At 58.7% G+C, this 19,580-nt stretch carries 15 protein-coding genes and 1 tRNA gene; 3 read left to right on the top strand and 13 right to left on the bottom strand.

Annotation, left to right across the window (positions count from 1 at the left end; genetic code table 11):
- Positions 1-77: 77 nt before the first annotated feature.
- Positions 78-896 (top strand): purine-nucleoside phosphorylase, encoded by an 819-nt coding sequence (locus tag IDL90_RS08015; RefSeq protein ID WP_182142091.1) that lies wholly within the window; start codon positions 78-80, stop codon positions 894-896.
- 23 nt (positions 897-919) lie between these two features.
- The gene (locus tag IDL90_RS08010; protein ID WP_187995036.1) at positions 920-2,632 is read left to right on the top strand and encodes a phospho-sugar mutase; all 1,713 of its coding nucleotides are present in this window, start codon (positions 920-922) and stop codon (positions 2,630-2,632) included.
- A 351-nt stretch (positions 2,633-2,983) separates the two neighbouring features.
- On the opposite strand, the gene deoC is transcribed toward IDL90_RS08010, so the two are convergent.
- The 11 genes from deoC to IDL90_RS07955 all read right to left on the bottom strand — a co-directional run bounded on the left by deoC (position 2,984) and on the right by IDL90_RS07955 (position 14,341).
- Complete coding sequence (gene deoC / locus IDL90_RS08005; RefSeq protein ID WP_187995035.1) at positions 2,984-3,637, bottom strand: deoxyribose-phosphate aldolase; 654 nt, start codon at positions 3,635-3,637, stop codon at positions 2,984-2,986.
- A gap of 95 nt (positions 3,638-3,732) precedes the next feature.
- Positions 3,733-5,031 carry a thymidine phosphorylase gene (locus IDL90_RS08000; protein ID WP_187995218.1) on the bottom strand — a complete coding sequence of 433 codons (1,299 nt, stop codon included), beginning with the start codon at positions 5,029-5,031 and terminating at the stop codon, positions 3,733-3,735.
- Between the two features lie 2 nt (positions 5,032-5,033).
- Positions 5,034-5,492, bottom strand: coding sequence for a cytidine deaminase (locus IDL90_RS07995; RefSeq protein ID WP_182142088.1), 459 nt, complete (start codon positions 5,490-5,492; stop codon positions 5,034-5,036).
- Positions 5,493-5,568: 76 nt separating this feature from the next.
- Positions 5,569-6,858 (bottom strand): ABC transporter permease, encoded by a 1,290-nt coding sequence (locus tag IDL90_RS07990; protein ID WP_316930314.1) that lies wholly within the window; start codon positions 6,856-6,858, stop codon positions 5,569-5,571.
- On the bottom strand, positions 6,855-8,150 hold the full coding sequence (locus IDL90_RS07985) for an ABC transporter permease (RefSeq protein ID WP_316930313.1): 1,296 nt from the start codon (positions 8,148-8,150) through the stop codon (positions 6,855-6,857). The genes IDL90_RS07990 and IDL90_RS07985 overlap by 4 nt, the downstream gene beginning before the upstream one ends.
- A complete protein-coding gene (locus IDL90_RS07980) occupies positions 8,143-9,705 on the bottom strand; it encodes an ABC transporter ATP-binding protein (RefSeq protein WP_187995034.1) in 1,563 nt (520 codons plus the stop codon). The genes IDL90_RS07985 and IDL90_RS07980 overlap by 8 nt, the downstream gene beginning before the upstream one ends.
- Before the next feature lie 255 nt (positions 9,706-9,960).
- On the bottom strand, positions 9,961-11,055 hold the full coding sequence (locus IDL90_RS07975; RefSeq protein ID WP_182142086.1) for a BMP family protein: 1,095 nt from the start codon (positions 11,053-11,055) through the stop codon (positions 9,961-9,963).
- Positions 11,056-11,246: 191 nt separating this feature from the next.
- Positions 11,247-12,392 carry a mannose-1-phosphate guanylyltransferase gene (locus tag IDL90_RS07970; RefSeq protein ID WP_187995033.1) on the bottom strand — a complete coding sequence of 382 codons (1,146 nt, stop codon included), beginning with the start codon at positions 12,390-12,392 and terminating at the stop codon, positions 11,247-11,249.
- A gap of 34 nt (positions 12,393-12,426) precedes the next feature.
- Positions 12,427-13,050 carry a 50S ribosomal protein L25/general stress protein Ctc gene (locus IDL90_RS07965; protein WP_187995032.1) on the bottom strand — a complete coding sequence of 208 codons (624 nt, stop codon included), beginning with the start codon at positions 13,048-13,050 and terminating at the stop codon, positions 12,427-12,429.
- Positions 13,051-13,252: 202 nt separating this feature from the next.
- Complete coding sequence (locus IDL90_RS07960) at positions 13,253-14,233, bottom strand: ribose-phosphate diphosphokinase (RefSeq protein ID WP_187995031.1); 981 nt, start codon at positions 14,231-14,233, stop codon at positions 13,253-13,255.
- A gap of 37 nt (positions 14,234-14,270) precedes the next feature.
- Positions 14,271-14,341: transfer RNA gene (locus IDL90_RS07955), tRNA-Gln, on the bottom strand.
- Between the two features lie 68 nt (positions 14,342-14,409).
- Here IDL90_RS07955 and IDL90_RS07950 point away from each other — a divergent pair.
- Positions 14,410-16,176 carry an ABC-F family ATP-binding cassette domain-containing protein gene (locus IDL90_RS07950; RefSeq protein WP_187995030.1) on the top strand — a complete coding sequence of 589 codons (1,767 nt, stop codon included), beginning with the start codon at positions 14,410-14,412 and terminating at the stop codon, positions 16,174-16,176.
- 19 nt (positions 16,177-16,195) lie between these two features.
- On the opposite strand, the gene IDL90_RS07945 is transcribed toward IDL90_RS07950, so the two are convergent.
- Complete coding sequence (locus IDL90_RS07945; protein WP_187995029.1) at positions 16,196-17,794, bottom strand: GTPase; 1,599 nt, start codon at positions 17,792-17,794, stop codon at positions 16,196-16,198.
- Entirely contained in the window at positions 17,791-19,536 is a 1,746-nt protein-coding gene (locus IDL90_RS07940) for a dynamin family protein (protein WP_187995028.1), read from the bottom strand. The genes IDL90_RS07945 and IDL90_RS07940 overlap by 4 nt, the downstream gene beginning before the upstream one ends.
- Positions 19,537-19,580: the final 44 nt, after the last annotated feature.

Raw genomic sequence — 19,580 nt, 5'->3', positions numbered from 1 at the left:
AAAGTAGCCAGATTCCACATTCCGCCGCGCCAAGCAAAACTACCCATCGCGCACCCAAACACGGTAGATTCGCCGCTATGACCAAAGAAGATCTAACTACAGGCCCATTCGACCTCGCAGCGCAAGCAGCTGAGGCGATCAAGGCCCACTCAGGTATACAAACGTACGATATTGCTCTTGTGCTTGGCTCCGGCTGGGGAGGCGCGGCAGACCTCATCGGTGAAACGATTGATGAGATTGATGCCGCCCAGGTCCCAGGGTTCTCAGCCCCCGCCGTTGCCGGACACACCGCGACCATGCGCACTATCCGCATATATGGAAGTGACAAGGTCGCCCTCGTCCTTGGATCAAGGACCCACTACTACGAGGGTAAAGGGGTTCGCGCCGTCGCACATGGGATGCGCACCGCGGCCGCCCTCGGCTGCGACCAGGTCGTCCTCACCAACGGATGCGGCGGTCTCAACGTCGAATGGAAGCCTGGACAGGTCGTCCTCATCAGTGACCACATCAACCTGACGGCAGAGTCTCCCCTAGAGGGCGCCAACTTTGTTGACTTGACGGACCTGTATTCACCGCGTCTGCGCACCCTGGCACGGACAGTGGATGCCTCTCTTCCCGAGGGCGTCTACGTTCAGTTCCGCGGTCCCCACTATGAAACGCCGGCTGAGGTCAATATGGCTCGGGTTATCGGCGGGAACCTGGTGGGCATGTCCACCACGTTGGAGGCCATCGCAGCACGTGAGGTTGGGCTTGAGATTCTCGGGCTGTCACTGATGACTAACCTCGCCGCTGGGATTTCGCCTGAGCCCCTGTCTCACGAAGAAGTTATTGAAGCAGGCGCCGAGGCCGGGCCGCGTATCGCCCGACTTCTCGCCGACGTCGTCCAGAAGATGTAACGCACATGTCTAGAGAGGAATCAATGTCTACAACACCGTTCGATCGCGCGGCTGTCGAAACTTGGATCGATGATGATCCGAACATGGCTGACGCAGGTGAGCTTCGGGGTCTTCTGGCCCTCTCCGATGACGGGGACGAGGGCGCCACAGCAGAACTCGCCGACCGCTTCTCCGGGATGCTCACTTTCGGCACAGCTGGTCTTCGCGGACATCTAGGTGCTGGACCCAACCGAATGAACCGTGCGGTGGTTATCCGGGCGGCTGCTGGGCTCACCAATTTTCTCCATTCACAACTGCCGGATGGTTTCACAGTCGTCGTGGGATACGACGCGCGCTATGGATCGCACCAGTTTGCGTTGGATACCGCGGCAGTCGTTGAGGCCGGTGGTGGCCACGCCCTCGTCTTTGGGACTGCACTACCGACACCTGTTACTGCATTCGCACTGCGCCATCTCAATGCGGACGCGGCAGTGATGGTGACTGCTTCTCACAACCCACCCGAAGACAACGGCTACAAGGTCTATCTTGGTGGCAAGGTTGTCACGGGAGCCGGTCAGGGCACGCAGATTGTTCCCCCATTTGATGCCCAGATCCTTGAGCAGATCGAGGCTGTGCCATCCGTGGCATCGGTGCCTCGCGCTGAATCAGGCTGGGAAATCATCGGGGATGAGATTGTTGACAAGTACATTGAGCGAATAACCCAGATCGTCCCGGACGGACCCCGTGACCTGAAGATTGTTCTCACGTCAATGCACGGTGTTGGCGGGGAAACCGCTATGAAGGCACTGGACCGGTGCGGGTTCAAGAATGTCACTGTTGTTGCGGAGCAGCACGAGCCGGACCCCGATTTTCCAACGGTTGCGTTCCCGAATCCGGAAGAGCCCGGAGCTCTTGACCTTGCCTTCAAGACAGCGCGCGAAATCGGTGCTGACATCATCTTGGCGAATGACCCTGATGCAGATCGCTCGTCGGCGGCAATTCCTGATGAGTCGTCACCCTCTGGATGGCGTCAGCTCACGGGCGATGAGGTTGGCTCCCTTCTTGGTCGCCAAAAGGCTCTGGAAGTCGCGGCCTCCACAGATCCCGGTGAGCTCACTTCAAAGATGCTTGCGAACTCGATTGTTTCTTCTCGCCTACTTGGGAAAGTGGCAGCCGACCTCGGTTTAGGCCATGCCAATACCCTGACGGGATTCAAGTGGATTTCCCGGGTCCCCGGCATTGTTTTCGGCTACGAAGAGGCGTTGGGGTACTGTGTGGACCCCGACTACGTCCGCGACAAGGATGGTATTTCAGCAGGGTCAAAGCTGGCGGCGTTGGCGGCATCCTTGAAAGCCGGGGACAGCAATCTTGGTGAGCTGCTTGATGAGTTGGCCCAGAAGTTCGGTCTTCACGCAACATCCCCCCTGACAATCCGCGTTGATGATCTCAGCCTGATTGCGAAGGGGATGGCAAATCTGCGCGCAGGCGGGCTGACAGAGATCGCCGGATCTCCGGTGGTTACAGCGGTGGACTTGGCTAAGGGTTCCGAGGACCTTCCTCCGACCGATGGGCTTTTGTACATCACTGAGAATGACGATCGCGTCGTTGTGCGCCCATCGGGGACCGAGCCGAAGCTGAAGTGCTATATCGAGGTCATCGAGCCGGTTGCGGATGGCGCGGTTGCCGCGGCGCGCGTTCGGGCCGCTCAGCGTCTCGATGCAATCAAGTTGGCGATGCAGCCGGCGATCGGTATCTGACTGTATGTCTAGTGGGGGTGGGCTGATCCCAGTGCGGATCGACCCACCCCCACTGCATGCCCGCCGCGGGCTCACTCCCACACCCACAAACCCAAGTGGCACATACCCACACACCCACACACCCACACGCTCCATCGGCCCGCTTCCAGGCACGCACACCAAGGTAAGGTTGCCGGGATCCCCTAAGGTTGCCCGTTTCTTGCAAATTTTCGGGCAACCTTACGTGATTGCGGCAACCTTGGAGGCTTGGGCCAAGAGAGCTGGGGCCAAGCGAGCCGGCCCAAGCGAGCCGGCCCAAGCGGGCTGACCCCGCTCGGCGCCAGCGCTAGCACCGCCGCCCTAACGGGGCCGCTAGCTCTCCAAACCGTCCAGCACCGCCGCCGTGCCCGACAGGCCCAGCCGACTTGCCCCAGCCGCAATCATCGCTTCAGCAGCGGCAGCATCACGCACCCCACCCGAAGCCTTGACGCCGATGTTTGGCCCAACCGTGGCACGCATCAGTTCAATCGCGTGAGTTGACGCACCACCCGCTGGGTGGAAGCCCGTTGACGTCTTCACAAAATCTGCACCCGCGTTCACGGCGGCCTTCGACGTCGCCGTGATCTCATCATCAGTCAGTGCTGCCGACTCAATGATGACTTTGAGAACCACATCGGGAGCTGCATCGCGCACACCCTGGATCTCCTCTTCAACGGCCTCGTAGTCACCTTCCTTCACGAACGCCAGGTTCACGACCATATCGATCTCATCTGCCCCATCTGCGGCAGCCTGGGCGGCCTCGAATGCCTTCACACCAGCCTTCACAGCCCCCGAAGGGAAGCCGACGACCACAGCCACCTTCAGTGTCTCTGGAACCTCAATGGGGAGCATCGAGGGTGACACGCACACCGAGCAGGCCCCAAGTTCCACCGCCTCATCGATGAGGGCTTGAACATCCTTCGCCGTCGCCTCTGGCTTCAGTAGTGTGTGGTCTACCATCCCCGCAACGTCTTCACGACTGGTCATAATTATCTCCTTAACTACATCTGGTGGGGAGGCATCCGGAACCGGCGCCTCCCCGTTTGAACAGAGCCATTTAACATCGACTCACTTGAATAGAACTATTTGGCATCAATTCGATCGAGAACCAGCGGCGTGACGCTCGTAGGCTTCTCACCACCTATCTCAATCGCACCATCGAGCGCCTCAATGCTACGTGCAAACTTTTCAGGTGTGTCGGTAAAGAGCGTTAGTAGCGGAGAGCCCTTCTTGATGTAGTCGCCCGGCTTGGCGTGAATCTGTACGCCAGCACCAAGGTCCAGTTTCTCCCCTTGCCTGGTCCGCCCCGCACCCAGGCGCCACGCACAAATGCCAACTCCCCAGGCATCCATGGTCTCTACGTAGCCGTCTGACTCCGCATAGACCACTTCGCTGTGCTTTGCCTTAGGCATTGGGGCATCAAGGTCGCCATGCTGGGCCTCAACCATGGCCCGCCAGTGATCCATGGCACGCCCATCATTGAGAGCTGCCCGAACGTCCTCGTCTGGCTTTCCTGCCAGCCGCAGCATCTCTTCAGCCAGCAATACCGTCAGGTCAACAACATCACTGGGACCGCCGCCAGCCAGAACTTCAATGGATTCCTGCACTTCGAGGGCGTTACCGATCATCAGCCCCAAAGGCGTTGACATATTGGTCAGCAACGCCGACGTCCGCACGCCCGCGTCCGTGCCGAGGGCAACCATCGTCTCAGCAAGCGCACGTGCCTGTGCCTGATCCTTCATGAAGGCGCCGGAGCCAACTTTGACATCAAGAACCAGTGAATCCGTCCCCTCCGCAATCTTCTTCGACATGATCGAAGACGCAATCAGAGGAATGCAATCTACCGTCGCCGTGACGTCTCTCAACGCGTAGAGTTTCTTGTCTGCTGGCGCGAGATCGGCTGAGGCTGCGCAAATCACCGCGCCGGGACCATTCTGGCCCAGCATTTCCATCATCTGCTTGTCAGAGACTTCTGCCTGCCACCCCTTGATCGACTCCATCTTGTCGAGTGTGCCGCCGGTGTGTCCCAGGCCGCGGCCCGATAGTTGGGGGACAGCCACGCCAAAAACAGCGACTAGTGGTGCAAGCGGCAGTGTGATTTTGTCGCCCACACCTCCGGTTGAATGCTTATCCGCGGTCGGACGCCCCAGAGAATCAAAGTTCATGCGGATGCCGGAGTTCATCATCGCGGTTGTCCACGTAACAATCTCTTCCCGGCTCATTCCATTGAGGAAGATTGCCATCGCCAAGGCTGCCATCTGGTCGCTGGTGACAACCCCACGGGTGTAAGCGTCGATCACCCAGTCAATCATCGGGTCTGAAAGCCGGTTGTTGTCTCTCTTCGCGCGAATAACATCAACTGCGTCAAATGCTTCAGGCATACTCATTCTGCTTCTTCTTCCACTTCCAAGGTTCCGTTACGCTCTGCATCCCAGACGCGGTCGAGGTCGTCGGGACCAAAACCGCCCGGCAGTACCTCTGCCATACTCATGATCCCCTCCGGCATCGCCACCATTAGGGTCTTACCCCCAAATTCAAACAGCAACTGCCGACATCTTCCACAGGGGGACGCTGGTTCTTCCAACCCATCCACGCACGCAAATGCAATCAGTCGGCCTCCGCCGGTTCGTGCGAGGTCGGAGACTAACCCGCACTCCGCGCACAACCCAACCCCGTAGGAGGCATTTTCAACGTTGCAGCCAGTGACGATGCGTCCGTCATCTACGAGTGCTGCTGCCCCCACTGGGAATTTTGAATATGGCACGTAGGCCGTTTTCATGGCCGCTACAGCGTGCTCATGTAGTTGGCGCCAGACGTCCTCGTCAATCCTTCTTGTAGTCATGGGACTCCTTTGTCACTAAGTGTTGGTTGGATGAAGAGGCCCGCGCCGGTTGGACGCGGGCCTCAGATCTGAAACTCTATGGGTACGGGACCCCTTCTGCCGCGGGTGGCCTCACCGCCCCGACGAACCCTGCCACCGCAAGGATGGTCACGAGGTAAGGAATCATCAGCAGGTACTCGGCCGGGACCGGAGCCCCAACTGCCTGCATGACAGCACCAAGGTTGGTTGCAAACCCGAACAACAACGCGGCTGTGAGTGCCCCAATGGGGTTCCACCGTCCCAGAATCATGGCGGCGAGGGCGATAAAGCCGTTGCCCGCTGCCATGTCTTTAGAGAAGGCCAAGCCTTGCCCGACGGTGAAGAATGCCCCACCCAAGCCGGCGACAGCGCCTCCGAGAAGGACGTTATGCCAACGGATTGAGTTCACCCGAATGCCGACTGTGTCTGCTGCGCGTGGCTTCTCACCAACCGCACGGAGGCGCAGGCCCCAACGGCTGTTGAACAGCATGAACTGCAGGATGATGACAGCCGCATACATCAGGTAAACCAAAATTGTCTGGCGGAACATAACCGGGCCAATGATTGGAATGTCCTGCAGGACTGGGATCGCAATAATTGGCAGTCTCTGCGGCTTGTTCAAGTGACTCGAGTTGGACAAGAGAGTTGAGAACAGGAACGAGGTGACACCGAGGGCCAGCATGTTGAGGACGACGCCAACAACAATGTTGTCCGCTCTGTACTTGATGGTAAACAGTGCCAGCAATGCACCAAGAAGAGCACCCGCAATTGGGGCACCAATCAATCCGGCCCACGACGAGCCAAAGATGGAAGCAGTGACGGCACCTGCGAATGCACCAAACAGAAGCTGGCCTTCAATCGCAATGTTGACAATGCCGGCGCGCTCATTGATGACGCCAGAGAGTGCACCGAACACCAGCGGTGTCGCAAACATCAAGCCACCAGCAAGAAGTGACACCACAGGCAGCACGGCCGAGGGACGACCAGCAACTGCTAGAACCAGGAAGCCAATCACGAAGGCCGTGCCGACGACAACTAGGAACCAGCCTGGGACAGGTTTGCGATCAATGGCCAGTTTGAAAGTGATTGCCGCAAACACGAGGCCAATGATCGCCATGATCCAGATTGTCAATGGAGCATTGACGGTGACGGTCCCCATGGCGAACCAGCTTGTTGCTCCGCCAAACGAAATATTTGACTCTCCGTTTGCAGCAACTGCCATGATGACGGTTGTCAGAGCCATCAGGGCGTTAACAACAGGATCTCGCCAAGAGATTGGAAGGACTATGTCTGTGGAGACGCCGGTGCGATCCTCAGACTTCGATGGGGTGGTAGCTACTGTGCTCACGCCACAACTCCTTCCATCTGTGCTGACTTATCCGAGTCTGGCTCGTGTTTTTCTTCAACCTTCGCCACGGTTTGTGCTTTGACTTTCTTTCGTTCACGGGACGCGCGTATCGCTTCGGATGCTGCGATCGTGAGGACGATTATTGCCTGGGTGATGAGAACGATGTCCACGGGTATGCCCGCCGAGGATTGCATCAGTGCTCCACCTGCGTTTAGCGCGCCAAACAGCAGTCCGGCAAAGAACACCCCGATGGGCCGAGATCGGCCAAGGAGTGCGACCGTGATGGCATCAAAGCCAATGCTGCCGGCCACACCACCAGTGATGGCTTTCTCGGTACCAAGCACCGGCGCTGTTGCTGCCAGACCTGCGAGGGCGCCCGAAAGCGTCATCGTCATGATGACCACAAGTGGAACGTTGATGCCAGCAGTCTTAGCGGCATCTGGGTTGGCACCTGCGGCGCGTATCTCAAAGCCAAAGGTGGATCGGTCCAAGAGCCACCAGACAAAGATGCAGGCAAGGATCGCGGCAATGATGCTGAAGTTCAGTCGGAATCCGCTGCCAAGTAGCGATGGGTAGACACCAGTTGAGAGGACTCTTGTCGACTTCCCCGGATACCCGTCACCATAGAAGCGCTGTGTCTGCAGCATTGCTGCTAGGAACAGCGCGGCTACTGAGTTGAGCATGATGGTAACAATGACTTCGTTAGCACCCAGTCGAGCCTTCAATATGCCGGGGATGAAACCCCATATTGCTCCGCCGATAATCGCGCCGATAATCGCAACAATGATATGGACGCCAAGGGGTAGGTTCCATGCGAAGCCGATGTAGCCACCGACCAGAGCACCGATGATCAGCTGGCCTTGGACACCAATGTTGAACAGACCCGCGGTAAAGCCAACAGCCACTGCAAGGCCCGCAATGATCAGCGGGGTGGCACGAACGATGGACTCCGTCAGAGGACGGAAAGCAGCTTGGAACGAGCTTTGGCGCCAGTCAAAGATTGAACCACGAATCAGGGCCGTGAAGAACCCGGAGAATGCGCGCCACACTTCAGAGAAGAAATCTCCGGGAGCGGCAAACAGGTATCCAGCCGCTGCTTGAACTCCTGGGTCAAATATGACAACGATCAGCGCACCTATCACCAATGCCAGGAGGATCGCCAAGGCGATTGTTCCTGCCGATGGGCTGAGCACACCCTTGATGAAGGACTTCCACCACTGCTTTGCCTCGTTGGGACCTGTGTCCGGCTCTAGAGTTGGGGGCTGCGGGTCAAGAACTGCAGGACTACTCACCGTTATTCTTCCCTTCCTGGCTGGCCGGAACGCCCGCCTGTGCGATGGCATCCTCATAAGGAATGCCAGCCATCATCAAACCTAGGACGTCCCTGGGTGTGTCCGGCGAAACGATCCCGACTACCCCACCGCGGTACATAACTGCGATTCGATCAGCCAGGCTGTAAACCTCATCCAGCTCCGTTGACACAACGAGGACCGCGGTCCCCCCGTCGCGCTCCTCAATGATGCGCTTGTGAACGAACTCGATAGCGCCAACGTCAACACCTCTGGTGGGCTGAGACGCCACCAGCACCTTGATCGGCCGAGAAAGCTCGCGAGCCAGAATTGCTTTCTGCGCGTTTCCGCCAGACAGGGTTGAAATAGGGTCTTCAACGTTGGTAAGGCGAACGTCGAACTCCCGCGTCACCTTCTCGGCGCTTTCCTTGATGATTCCCGGGTGCATATTGACACCGGTTGCGAAAGGCTTTTGGTCGTAACGGTTAAGAATCAAATTCTCCGCGATAGAGAAGGTGGCAATCAATCCGTCCGTCGACCGGTCCTCCGGGACGTAGCCGAGACCGTCACTGAAACGCTTCTTAATGGAGACGTTGTTTACGTCCGTTCCGGCCAGGTTGATGGTTCCACCATCGATGCTCTGAGTACCAACAATCGCCTCGCAAATCTCAGTCTGTCCGTTGCCTTGCACGCCGGCAATACAGAGGACCTCCCCGTTGCGAACCTCAAAGGAAACATGATCGAGGGCGGTGAATCCGTCCTCGTCCACCAGTGACACCTCATTGAATGCGAGGCCGACCTCACCGAGTTTAGGTGGCGTCTTCTCAACTTCCAGGCTGACTGGGCGTCCCACCATCATTGAAGCCAGATCCTTCTCAGAATCCGTCGGCTTCGCCTGCCCAACCACTTTGCCGCGACGGATAACGGTAATCGTGTCCGCAACGGCGCGAATCTCGCGCAACTTGTGGGTGATGAAGACGATTGAAGTGCCGGACTCCTTGAGCTGCTTCATAATCGATATGAGCTCGTCAGTTTCCTGAGGTGTCAGCACCGCGGTCGGCTCGTCGAGGATCAGCACTTTGGCGTCCCTGGAGAGGGCCTTGATAATCTCAACCCTCTGCTGGACACCAACAGGGAGATTCTCGATTATAGAGTCAGGCTTGAGTCCGAATCCGAACCGATCAGACAGCTCAGTGACTCGCGCACGCGCTTCCTTCAGGTTGAGAATTCCGCCGACGCCCTTTGTGGGCTCATAGCCAAGCGAAACGGACTCTGCAACCGTGAACACGGGCACAAGCATGAAGTGCTGGTGAACCATGCCAATTCCAGCGGCGACAGCATCACCGGGCCCGGAAAAGTGGACGGGTTCACCGTCTATAAGGATCTGACCTTCATCAGGTTGGTAGAGGCCGTAAAGCACGTTCATCAACGTTGACTTACCAGCACCGTTCTCACCTAGAAGAGCATGAATCTCTCCAGGTTTGACCGTGAGACTGATTGAGTCATTCGCTACCAATGGTCCGAAGACCTTCGTGATCCCTTTTAGCTCAAGTTCCACATCGATCCCTTCATCGTTGTAGGGGTAACCAGAGTTTCTGGGGGTAGGGAAAGAGACTACACAGTCTCACGGCACAATTCCATTTGCACCGCCCCTACCAACTAGTTTTTCAAAAGACTCCCTCAAGCATAGATTGACTTTGAGTGTCTTCTCTGCATCTTTGCGCTTGAGGCAACCGTGGGGACAGAAAGCGGGGGTCCGGTTTCCCAGACCCCCGCCAACCTAATCAGTTAGGGCACTGTCGTGCATCCTGACTTATGAAGGTGTGTTGACAGACTCAACAACAATGGTGCCGGAGATGATGTCGGCCTTGAGTCCCTCAAGCTCCTCGTTCAGCTCTGGTGAAACCTTGTCCTCGAAATCGTGCCATGGGGCAATACCCACGCCACCGTTTTCAAGGGTTCCAACGTATGCAGCTGAGGTAAAGGAATCATCAACAACTGACTGAATGGCATCGAAGACAGCAGCGGAGATCTGCTTCATCACTGAGGTGAGGATCACGGAAGCATCATCCGGGTTGGTGAGAGCGCCATCGGCGTCAACCCACACAACCATGGTGCCTGCGTTTTCCTTGGCAGCTGCCAGTGAGCCTGCACCAACGGGACCTGCAACAGGCATGATTACGTCTGCGCCCTGCTGGATAAGCTGCTCAGAGAACTGCTTGCCCTTAGAAACATCTTCGAAGTTGCCAGTGGCCATGCCGTCCTGTGCGGCCTTGTCCCAACCGATGACCTCAACGGCCTCAGAGTGAACTTCGTTGTACTTTTCAACACCATCGACGTAACCATCAGCGAAGATAGCGGTCGAGGGAAGGTTCATACCAAGGAATGTGCCAACCTTGCCCGTGGTGGACATTGCAGCTGAGGCGTAGCCAGCCAGGTACGAAGCTTCAGCCGTGTTGAACAACAGCGGCTTGGCGTTGTCGTGCTCAGCGTTGAAGCCGGAGTCAACCAGAGCGAACTTGGTCTCTGGGTAAGCAGCAGCAGCCTCATCCATTGCATCGGCCATCAGGAAGCCAACACCAATGATGATGTCGCATCCGCCCTGAACCATGTTCTCAATGTTGGGGATGAAGTCGGCGTCGGACGAGGACTCAGCCTGGTCAACCTGGACACCGAGTTCTTCCTTCGCGCGCATCAGGCCGTCGTGGCCCGACTGGTTGAAGGACTTGTCATCAAAACCACCGGAGTCAGAGACCATGCAGGCCTTGACGTCGGTGGTGGTTTCAGCAGCCGTGCCTCCGGATTCGCCGGACTGGTCGGCTGGTGCACTTTCGGGGGCCGAGCCACAGGCTGCAAGACCCAGTGCTGCAACGGCGGCCAGAGCGCCGAATCGCATTGTCTTCTTCACGTATTCCTCCTGGTAGAGATTCTTCTATGCCCGTCGTGATCAGGGGTGCGTAAAACACCGCGATCGCTTGGGGTCATGATCGTAGCCTAACCACGGAGTCGTTGCTCACCTAACGAATGACAGTCATCGACGTGAACCGCAACAATTTTGTGATCCTTGCAATCTGGATCACTATTTGAGACAAAGGTCTCCTATGTGAATCTTTCATCCCCCCGCAAGTGCAAAGTATCGACAACTTCCTTCACCCTCTGTGCCTGTTCTCTGGTGGTAACCAGTAACGCATCCTCGCAGTCCACGACGACTGCACCCTCGATGCCCACCACCGCGATTACCCTGTCCGAATGTCCACTAACGAATGCCCCGTCCGAATCGATGAGAACTGGAATCGCACCCGTTCCCCTTCGTAACGCGCCGTCACGACGCATATCCGCAAGTGCTGCGAAGTCGCCGACGTCGCTCCATGCAACCGCAGGTGGCGCGGCCACAACGGCCACTCCCCCGTCCTCGGCCACAGGTTCTGCCAGGGCGTGGTCGATGGCGATTCTGGGCAGGTCATTCCACGCCATGTCGATCTGCGACGCGACCTCAGCGTCGACACCACCCCACAGCGACGCCAGTGTCCCAAGAGTTGTGGCCATCCGCGGGTGGAGCCTCCCAAGGTGGTTGAGGACGGTATCGGCACCCATGACGAACATGCCCGCATTCCACAGGTAGCCGGATGCAACATACTTCTCTGCGACACTGCGTGGGGGCTTCTCAACAAACTTGGAGACCAGCTGCGCCCCGGGCGCCACTACCTGATCGGTTGCCTCAATGTACCCAAATGCCGTCGAGGGCGAGGTTGGCTCTATACCGATCGTTGTGATGTAGCCGCGACGTGCCGCAAGGACCGCGTCAAGGACAACGCTGCGAAAGGCGTCCTCGTCCCCAATTGAGTGATCCGCGGCAAACGAGCCAACTATGGCATCGGTTCCATACTTTTGTGCGACAAGGGCGGTCGCCAAGCCAATCGCGGGCATTGAGTCACGGCCCGATGGCTCCGTCACCACCGAGACGTCGAGGTCGGAAGACAGCAGGCCTGCATCCTTCAACCGCCGGATCTGCCCGTCCACCGCTTCGGTGTGCGCAGGTCCGGTGACGATGGTCACAGAAGCAGATATTGGAGCTAGACGGAGGATCGTTGCCTCGAGAAGCGAAACACCCTGCCCCAGCAGGTCCAGAAGAAACTTCGGCGCCCCTTGACGCGAAAGCGGCCAGAGCCGGGTTCCAGCACCCCCGGCGGGAATGATGGAGTGCAGCGCCGCATCGGCACTTGCTTGGCTCTGGCCACTTTGCATGGAAGTTCCTTCCTAAAGCTCTGGCGCGCAGGCTTTAGCCCTTTTCGACTGCTGCCTCAACCTCAGCTTCTGCATCGGCCAGTGCGGAGGCCTCTTCCTCAGCGGTGTCTGTAATTGCCACGACCGACACGATGTCGCGGGTCAGGAGCTCTTCGCCGGCTTCAACACCCTTTGGCAACGCGATATCCTCAACGCGAACGACTGAACCCTCTTCGAGGCCCTCAACCGAAACTTCGATGACATCCGGGATGGAAATAGCCGGGGCGGACACAAGAAGTGTGAACTCTTCCTGCTGCAGCTGGTTTCCAGCGGCTGGCTCGCCAACCAGTGAGATCGGCACCTCGACCTCAACGCGCTCGGTCGCGGAAACCGCGAGCAGATCGACGTGAAGAATATCGCGGCGCACAGGGTGACGCTGAATGGCCTTGACCAGGGCCAACTGGCTCTTCGTACCATAGTTGACCGACACGACTGCGTTTGCGGAGTCCTTCGTCAGAAGGAATACCTCGTGGCCGGGCAGGTCCAGGTGAACCGATTCGTGTCCATGTCCGTACAGAACCGCCGGGATCAAACCTTCGCGGCGTGCGCGGCGAGCCGAACCCTTGCCGACCTCTGTGCGGACTGTGCCCTTGATGCTGTTCTCAGTTACAGGAGCCATTTTCTCTTCACTTCCCATTCTCGTGTGGCGGCGGGAGCGCTGACGTCCCCGGGCCGCTTCCTTGCAATGCCCGACGACCACCTGCGAAGAGATGCTCAATCCTGTCGATCACGGAGCACAATGTCTCCCTCGCCAGGCAACCAAACCAGCCTAGCGAGGAACCACGCGCGCAATCAACCCTCAGAGTGCGGGGTGAATCACCCTACGCTTCTCCATCAAACATCGATGTTACCGAACCGTCCTCGAACACTTCGTGAATGCCGCGCGCCAGAAGGGGCGCCACCGAAAGAATGGTGAGCTGATCAAACTGCTGCTCTGGACTAACCGGCAGGGTGTCAGTAATGATCACTTCTGAGGCGCCGCAGGACGCAAGCCGCTGCGATGCAGGTGCCGAAAGAACGCCGTGCGTGGCGGCCACAATCACCTCATCGGCGCCCTCCTGGAAGAGAACACGCACCGCTTCGGTGATTGTGCCAGCGGTATCGATGAGGTCATCAACAATGACGCACTGTCGCCCTCGGACATCACCGACAACGCGGTTGGCGACCGCAACGTTGGGCCTAGAGGTATCCCTGGTCTTGTGAATGAAAGCCAGCGGACAGTTCCCAAGTTTCGCGGCCCACTTCTCTGCCACACGGATCCGTCCAGCGTCCGGGGAGACAACTGCAACCTTTTCAAGATCGATACGTTGACGCACGTAGTCGACGAGGACGGGCATAGCCCAAAGGTGGTCGACGGGGCCGTCGAAGAAGCCCTGAGCCTGGGCGGCGTGCAGATCAACACTCATAACACGGTCAGCACCGGCAGCCTGGTACATGTCCGAAACCAGCTTGGCTGAGACAGGTTCACGACCCTTGTGCTTCTTGTCTTGGCGAGCGTAGGGGTAGAACGGCGCCACGACTGTAATACGCTTCGCGGAGGCCCGCTTAGCCGCATCAATCATGATCAACTGTTCCATCAGCCACTTGTTTATGGGAGCTGTCATGGACTGGACAATAAAGACATCCGCGCCGCGCACCGACTCATTGAAACGGAAGTAGATTTCCCCGTTAGCAAAGTCATAGGCGGTGGTGGGAATGACGTCACACCCTAGGGCGTTGCCAATCTGCTCGGTCAACTCCGGATACGCACGGCCACTGGCAAGGACCAGACGCTTCTCTCCGGTTGTAATAATCCCGCTCACTTGGTTGCCCCTTAGGTTGCGCGAGTCTCACATGTCGCTCCGCCCCCAGGATTCGAACCCGGACTAAGGACACCAAAAACCCCTGTGCTGCCTTTACACCAGGGCGGAAAGCAACAGCCATTCTGTCACAGGCTTGCCCGACAAGAAAATTGTGCCCACTGGACTAACCTTGACCAGTGGCTCATCTACTTGGCGTCGAAGACGCGACCGTCTCATTCCCTACCCATACCGTGCTTGATAGCGTCACCCTGGGCATCGGAGACGGGCAGAGAATCGGTATCGTCGGCCGCAACGGTGACGGCAAGACTACCCTATTACGCCTGATCGCAGGTGATTTGACCCCCGACAGTGGAGCCGTGGTGCCACGTCGCGGGCTGCGCGTGGGTTACCTGTCACAACGTGATGATTTTCCCGCGTCACTCGAGGTCGGGCAAGCCATTGTCGGCGACACCCCCGAACACGTGTGGGCGAGCAATCCCACAGTTCGTCAGGTCATAGACGGGCTGGTCGCGGACCTTGACTGGCACTCTCCCATCGGGAGCCTCAGCGGCGGACAAGCACGCAGGGTTGCGCTGGCGGCCCTCCTTGTTGACGAGTGGGACATCCTTATCCTTGACGAGCCCACCAACCACCTCGATCTGCAGGGTATTGCGTGGCTAGCAAACCACCTGAAGACCCGCTGGTCCAAATCTGCTGGTGGCCTTGTCGTTGTCACTCACGACCGCTGGTTCCTAGATGAGGTTTCGACCGATACCTGGGAAGTTCACGACGGGATTGTGGAACCGTTCGAGGGCGGGTATGCCTCATACGTCCTCCAACGTGTGGAACGTGACCGGATGGCAAGTGCGACGGAAGCCAAGCGGCAAAACCTCATGCGAAAGGAACTGGCCTGGCTACGCAGGGGCGCGCCCGCCCGCACATCGAAGCCGAAGTTCCGTATCGACGCGGCCAACGCCCTCATCGAAAACGAACCGGCCCCCAGAGACAGTCTGGAGCTCAGCCGACTTGCGACGGCCCGCCTGGGGAAAACCGTTGTCGACCTCGAGGATGTCTCCTTCTCTTACGACCCTGCTAAACCAATCCTCAAGGACGTAACCTGGCGTATCGCGCCCGGTGAGCGTGCCGCCATCCTCGGGGCGAACGGCGCGGGCAAGTCCACGCTGCTCGGTTTAGTGTCCGGCGCTCTGGAACCGACTCTTGGAAGGGTCAAGCAGGGCAAGACCGTAGAAATGGCGGTGTTGGATCAGCAGTTCTCTGCCCTTGCAGATATTGGCGATGATCGAGTCCGTGAGGTGCTTTCCCGCACCAAGACCACGTTCGAGGTCGATGGCAAAGAGCAGACTCCCGCGCAACTACTGGAACGACTCGGCTTCAAGACCGCTCACCTCCAGTCCCGAGTCCGTGAGCTCTCTGGTGGACAGAAACGTCGGCTCCAGCTGTTGCTGATCCTGCTCAGTCAGCCCAACGTCCTCATCCTCGATGAGCCGACCAACGACGTCGACACCCAGATGCTCACTGCACTGGAGGATTTGCTGGACACGTGGCCCGGGACCCTCATAGTCGTGTCGCATGACCGCTACCTCCTCGAACGTGTCACCGACACGCAGTACGCCGTCCTTGACGGAGGTTTCCGTGACCTGCCGGGAGGTGTCGACCAGTACTTGACACTTGCCCAGAAGTCCGCGGACACTTCTGAGCCGTCAGCTACGCCGCCTTCCTCGAGCGGCGCGGAACTTCGTGCCAAAGAGAAAGAGTTGGCGTCAACGGAGCGAAAGTTGTCAAGACTGGAGACGCAGGTCGCCAAGCAGCATCAAAGGCTCGCTGATCACGACCAAACGGACTTTGAGGGACTCTCCAAACTAACTGGGGAACTGCACCAGCTCACGGAGGAGAAAGAGGCACTTGAGGAGCAATGGTTGGAGCTTTCAGACCTGCTCGGATAGCCGCCAATGTAGCCGAACCCTAGCGCACTCGAACCTTGGCTAATGTTTCGACGTCCGCCACAAAACGTCCGTACTCGTCCAGAGCCTCCTGCAACGGGCGCACTACGGCAGTCCCCATAGCCGCTGCCACCTGGGCATTCAGGTCCGCCTGAACCCGGCGTCTGGTTCGCCTCCCACCGCTACGTAGCAGCAGTCGGCCGAGGACGCCAAGCAGCCACCCGAACAGCAGACCCCCGGCCAGAAGTGTCGTGGGGACGGCGATCGGCCCCCAATAGGGAGGTTCGGGAAGCACGATCTTCACCAGTCCAGCCACCCAGTAGGCTGCAAGCCACACAAGACCAACAGCAGCGGCGGCGGCGAGCAAGACCTGCAGCCCAGCGGCCACCCGCCACCACAGAGGGCGACGCACGTAGTCATCCTGGGACTTCACGAGAAACCCATCCATGGCGTGCACCGCCTTCACCGCGCCACTCTCGGCCCCGGCAACCACCTGATTACGCCAAGTTGTGGGGAGATCGGTAGTCCCCGCCCGCGCATATCTCCGCACCGCGACGCGAGTTGTGGCTTGCTGAGTATCCGACAGGACTAGGGACGAAGCGGCCGCATACTGGGTCTCCCCCGAACCCTGAAGATGAAGCCGCTTAAGCGGGTCGGGTCGCCTTGAGCGGATCCACCGCGTCCACACCCATCCCACGCTCTTCACTCCCCTGTGGACATACGCCTGACCGGCAGCGCGAGCCACCGTGTCAGCTCCAAGCGCGTGTGAAAGGGAACCGCTGACTCCATCAAACTGGGGAAGACTCGCGGGCGCCACCAGGGCGCCCCCTTCGTCCTCGACCGCCTTCGTAAACAGAGTGGCTTGTGAACGCAGATCGGCGGCCAGACGCTGCGCGGCAGCCCGCTTCGTGGCAGCCACCGCCACGATCTCATCCCTCAACTCCGCAACTCCGCGCCCCTCCATGGCCGAGGTGACACGCACCTCCCCGCGGAATCCCCGCCCATCAAGAAGCTGGTGGAGGTGCTGTTCGACACGGAGCGCATCATCGACTCTGAGAAGGTCCACTTGGTTCAACACAACCGTCATCCCGCCAGATTGCTCGCGCAGACCAGAAAGGAACTCCAAGTGAAGTACCCCATCCGCGTACTTCTGAGGGTCAACCACCCAGACAACCACATCCGCTTGGGAAATGAGCCGTTCGGCCACAACCCGGTTCTGCACTTCCGTAGAATCGATGTCAGGGAGGTCGACAAGAACGAGGTCGGAACTAGCAAGCCACGGCACATCAGAAGCCTGGTGTCGCGTCCTTACGCCGAGCCAGTCAAGCAGTGCCAAACAGTCGTTTCCATACACCGCAAGCGGCTCCGAAGTAGTTGGCCTCGTCACCGCGACACGTGCAAGATTTCGCCCTATCACCGCGTTGAACAGCGACGATTTGCCCGATCCCGTAGCACCTGCGAAAACAACAACCGTCGTTTCCATGTCAACGCCGCGTCGTCCCGCGATCTTCTGGCTCAGCGCTCGCGCATGTTCAGTCACTGAGGATGCCAGTTTGCCTTGGCTGAGAGCTGTCGCGTTCTCAAGTGCGACACCGCCCTCCACGAGCGTCACCGCCCTCACTGCCACTGCTCCGTCCGTAAGGCATCACGAACCGCCGCGAACGAAGCCGTAACGTTTGCGGGACCATCAATGTTGATACCGTACTGGTCCACTGCCGCGAGCAGAGAATCAGCATCCTTTTCAAAGAAGTGCGCGGTTTTCTCCGAGAGATCCTCTCTCGCCCTCGCCGTCATCTTTCGCACTGCATCATCCCCAAAGACGGCCTCGAGCACACGTTGAGCAGCAACTGCAGTTCCCCCAGCAACCGCCAACTCTGCACCGGTGAGCCCGGCCGTTGAAGCAAAAATCACCACCATGAGTGCCGCACCCACCACGTTTACCCCGACAGCAAGCAACCTCGCGGTCGTCTTTTTATCCTTACCCGTTGACGACACCATTTCGACGAGGTCGCGCTGCCATTGTCGGACTGCCTCCGCCGCGTCGACTTCGCGCTCTTCAGAGCTCCGCAGGCGCAATGCCGCGAACTCCGCCACCTCGGCGGATTCGGTGCGCGACGCCCACTGCAGCTCCACGTTCGCTATCGCTTCCTCCGCTGTGGAAACTAGAGAGTTCAGAAGCGAATCCTCGACTGCCAAATCCACTGCCGAGGCCGATGATGCCTGGCGTTGAATACGCAACCACCCTGCTATGCGGTCACGGACTGACGACACACCACTTTCAAGCTTGCGCATCCATTCGCCAGTCCCCACAACCTCTTGCCAGCGAGCAAGGACCTCCCCGCGCAGCAGTGTCCCGTCCTCAAAGGAAACCTCAACAGTCCCGCGTGACCGCGCGAAAGCGGCGGCCACCTCCTCTTTCATCCGTAAGGCCGCAGCAGCTTGCTGCTCCAGTGCATTAACGACGTCCGACTCGCGAAGTAGGAGGGCGTTAGTTGCCCCTTCCAGGGTCTGACGTGCCACAGCTGCCCGAGAGGCGGCGCTTGCGGCAAGGCTCAGCAACCACTCCCGCAGAGGTGCGAGCTCCGCTTGCGGTATCAGTCCGTCCTCATCCTTGTACTCTGTGACCGTGAAAATCGGTACGCTGCCCAGCCCCTCTTTATCAAGGTGTTTGGCGAGGTCGGGGAGGATTTCCCTCTGTGTCCCCGCCGGCATTCGATTAACAACAACGCCGAGGACGATGTTGCGGGATGCGGCCTCGGCCAGAAGCTTCCAGGGGATTGCATCCGAGTAGCGGGCAGCAGTGGTGACGAAGATCCACATGTCGGCGGCGGCAAGGAGTTGCCCGGCAAGGCGACGGTTGGCCTCGACGACCGAGTCGATATCCGGGGAATCCAAAATGGCAAGCCCGTGGGGAACAGCGGGACTCTGGACCAGTTCCAGGCTGCTTGCGCCGGGCTCACCTGCCTGTGAGAGGGGATCGGGAACAACCTGGCTAGTGCCTCTTGAACGGGACAGGCGGGCCAGCCCGGGGAGGATCCTCTCAGAGGAAAACCAGGCTCCGTCCTCGACCGCATGTACCAGTAGGGGGTCGCGTGTGGTGGGCCGGATTGCGCTTGAACGTGCAACGTGTTCGCGGACCAGGGAGTTGACTAGCAGCGACTTGCCCGCTCCGGTGGAACCCCCGACAACAGCCAGGAGCGGTGCATCCAAAGAGGTGTACCTGGGGAGCAGGTAGTCATCAATTTGCTGGGCTAACTCAATGGAGGTTTCCGTGCCTTCTTGAGCGCCGGGGCATCGCAGCGGGAAGCGCGCTGCTGAAAGCGTTCGGCGCAGTTCGTCAAGGGCGGGTGCAACATTGCTCACGGAGTCAGACTACTTGGGGTTGAGACAGAATCAGTACAGTGGAG

It is taken from the genome of Schaalia sp. JY-X159, assembly GCF_014525425.1.
Lineage (GTDB): Bacteria > Actinomycetota > Actinomycetes > Actinomycetales > Actinomycetaceae > Scrofimicrobium.
The sequence above is the reverse complement of the archived record's forward strand: the minus strand, read 5'-3'. Positions and strand labels throughout refer to the sequence as shown.